The sequence below is a fragment of the Actinosynnema sp. NPDC023658 genome (assembly GCF_040639995.1).
Classification (GTDB): domain Bacteria; phylum Actinomycetota; class Actinomycetes; order Mycobacteriales; family Pseudonocardiaceae; genus Actinosynnema.
Genome location: NZ_JBFAAX010000437.1, coordinates 1 through 2,926, shown reverse-complemented (window position 1 = coordinate 2,926; position 2,926 = coordinate 1). Strand labels below are relative to the sequence as shown.

General features: G+C 73.0%; 3 protein-coding genes and 1 pseudogene. All 4 read left to right on the top strand.

Annotated features, from left to right (window positions below; all coding sequences use genetic code 11):
• Nucleotides 1–446: pseudogene (locus AB0G02_RS28320) on the top strand (ABC transporter substrate-binding protein); the annotation flags it as partial.
• The gene (locus tag AB0G02_RS28315) at nt 443–1,399 is read left to right on the top strand and encodes an ABC transporter permease (RefSeq protein WP_360799607.1); all 957 of its coding nucleotides are present in this window, start codon (nt 443–445) and stop codon (nt 1,397–1,399) included. The pseudogene AB0G02_RS28320 and the gene AB0G02_RS28315, both read left to right, overlap by 4 nt.
• Nucleotides 1,396–2,283 carry an ABC transporter permease gene (locus AB0G02_RS28310; protein WP_360799604.1) on the top strand — a complete coding sequence of 296 codons (888 nt, stop codon included), beginning with the start codon at nt 1,396–1,398 and terminating at the stop codon, nt 2,281–2,283. The genes AB0G02_RS28315 and AB0G02_RS28310 overlap by 4 nt, the downstream gene beginning before the upstream one ends.
• A partial coding sequence (locus AB0G02_RS28305; RefSeq protein WP_360799601.1) for an AMP-binding protein occupies nt 2,280–2,926 on the top strand: 647 nt, incomplete at its 3' end. The genes AB0G02_RS28310 and AB0G02_RS28305, both read left to right, overlap by 4 nt.

The window sequence follows — 2,926 nt, the reverse complement described above, 5'->3', positions numbered from 1 at the left end:
TGAACACCTGCGGCCAGCGGCCCAACGCCGACGGCAAAGGCGGCACCACCGACACGTTCTTCTGCGACGCCGAGTACGACGCCCTCTACGCCCAGCAGCGCGCCGAGTTCGACCCGGCCAAGCGGCGCGAGCTGGTCAAGAAGATGCAGCAGCGGTTCTACGACCAGGTCCCGGCCGTGGTCCTGGGCTACGACAACGCGCTGGAGGCCTACCGCAGCGACAAGTTCGCCTCGTTCCCGGTGCAGCCCGACCCCGACGGCGTGATCATGGCGCAGAACGGCATGTGGGGCTACTACGGCGCGACGCCCGCCTCGGCGGCCGGGCAGTCGACCGGCTCCAACACCGGCCTGGTGGTGGGCCTGGTCGGCGGCGCGATCGTCGTGCTCCTCGGCATCGCCTGGCTGGTCGGTCGTCGGCGCGGCTCGCGCGCGGAGGACCGCGAGTGATCCGGCACCTGGCGGGCAAGGTCGGCGGCGCGCTGGTCAGCCTGCTGCTCGTGGTGGCGCTGGGGTTCCTGCTGTTCCGGGTCATCCCCGGCGACCCGGTGGTCGCGATGACCCGCGGCAGGCCGGTGACCGGCGACCAGCTGGCCGAGCTGCGCGCCCGACTGGGCGTGGACAAGCCGCTGACCGCGCAGTTCGTCGACTACCTCACCGCGGCGCTGCACGGCGACCTGGGCACGTCCTACGTCTACAGCCGCCCGGTGCTGGACCTGATCGGCGAACGGCTGTGGCCGACCGTGCTGCTGACCGGCACCTCCACGGTGCTGGCCGTGGTGCTCGGGCTGTGGCTGGGCATCCGGGGCGCGTGGCGGCGCGGGTCGCGGTCGGACCGGATCTCCACCGGGCTGGCGCTGGCCCAGTGGGCGATGCCGACGTTCTGGCTGGGCATGCTGCTGTCGCTGGCGACCGGCGACCTGTTCCCCAGCGGCGGCATGCGCTACCCGGACACGCCGCCGGACTTCCTGTCCCAGTCGCTGGACGTGGCCCACCACATGGTGCTGCCGTGCCTGACCATGATCGCCGTGGTCTACGCGCAGTACCTGCTGGTGATGCGGTCCTCGCTGCTGGAGGAGATGCACGCCGACTACCTGACCACGGCCCGCGCGAAGGGCCTGCGCGACGACCTGGTGCGGCGTCGGCACGCGGTGCCCAACGCGCTGCTGCCGACCGTGACGCTGGTGTTCCTGCACCTGGGACTGGTCGTGTCGGGCGCGATCACGGTCGAGACGGTGTTCTCCTGGCCCGGGTTGGGGCTGCTGACCTACGAGGCGCTGACCGGGCCCGACCTGCCGCTGCTGCAGGGCACGTTCGTGGTGCTGGCCGGCGCGGTGATCACCATGAACGTGTTCGCGGACCTGCTCTACCGGGTCCTGGACCCGAGGGTGCGTGCGGCATGACGGCGATCGCGTGGCAACGGCGGCGGGCCGCGGCGCGGGCGACGTGGCGGGAGTTCGCCTCCCAGCGCGGCGGCCTGGCCGGGCTGATCGGGTTGGTGGTGATCACGCTGCTGGCGGTGCTCGCGCCGCTGGTGACCGACGCGTCGGGGCTGGACGTGACGCGGGTGACCGCCTCGCCGTGGCAGCCGCCGTCGGCCGAGCACTGGCTGGGCACCGACCACAACGGGCGTTCGGTGCTGCTGCTGACGTGGTGGGGCACCCGGATCTCGCTGGTCGTCGGGCTGGCCGCCACGGTCCTGTCGGTGCTGATCGGCACCGTGGTGGGCATCTCGGCGGCGCACTTCGGCGGGTGGGTGTCGGCGGTGCTGATGAGGTTCACCGACTTCTTCCTGGTGCTGCCGTCGCTGGTGCTGGCGATCGCGTTGTCGACCGTGCTGCCGCGCGGCCTGGGCACGATCGTGCTGGCGATCGGGGTGACGTCGTGGCCCGCGACGGCGCGGCTGGTGCGGGCGCAGACGCTGGCGGTGGAGGCGCGGCCGTTCATCGAGCGCTCCCGCGCGCTGGGCGGCGGGCACGGGCACGTGATCGGCAAGCACGTGCTGCCCGCGGTGCTGCCGCTGGTGTTCGTGAACACGACGTTGACGGTGGCCAGCGCGATCGTGGCCGAGTCGACCCTGTCGTTCCTGGGGTTGGGCGACCCGACGCGCGTGTCGTGGGGGTCGCTGCTGCACGCGGCGAACATGCACGGCGCGGTGTCGCAGCGGGCGTGGTGGTTCCTCATCCCGCCGGGGTTGGGCGTGGTGTGCGTGGTGCTGGCGTTCACGCTGTGCGGGCGGGCCCTGGAGACGGTGCTCAACCCGCGGCCGACCGGGGTGTCACGGTGATCAATCTCGCCACCGCCCTGTGGAACGAGCTGGTCGACCACCTCGTGACCACCGGCGAACCGCTGCCACCGAGCCTGCGGCTGGTCGTCATGGGCGGTGAGGAGGCGAAGGCCCGGACCGTGCGGCTGTGGTCCGAGCACGTCCCCGAGCACGTGGGCCTGATCAACGCCTACGGCCAGACCGAGACCGTCATGGTCACCCACGCCGCCGACATCGGCGGCGCGGTCGGCCGCGCCCTGCGCGACACCGACGACGTGCCCGTCGGCCGGGCCCTGCCCCACATCCGGGAGATCCTGACGCCGCAGGACAACGGCACGGCCGAGCTCTCCGTGGCCGGTCCCACCGTCGCCTGGGGCTACCACCGGCGCCCGGACCTGACCGCCGAGCGGTTCAGCCCCGCCGACGCGGGCCGCGCCTACCGGACCGGTGACCTGGTCCGCGCCCGACCGGACGGGACGCTGGTCTTCACCGGCCGCGTCGACCGCCAGCTGAAGGTGCGCGGCGTGCGGATCGAACCCGCCGAGGTGGAACGCGCGATGTCGGCGTGCCCCGGCGTGGCGACGGCGACGGTCTTCGCCGTCGACGGCGTGCACCCGACCCTCATCGGCGTCTACGTGCCGTCCGCCCCCGACCCCGCCACGCC

Excerpts from the sequence above, each read along its gene's own strand:
- AB0G02_RS28310 (WP_360799604.1), top strand. The coding sequence starts at position 1,396 with ATGACGGCGATCGCGTGGCAACGGCGGCGGGCCGCGGCGCGGGCGACG.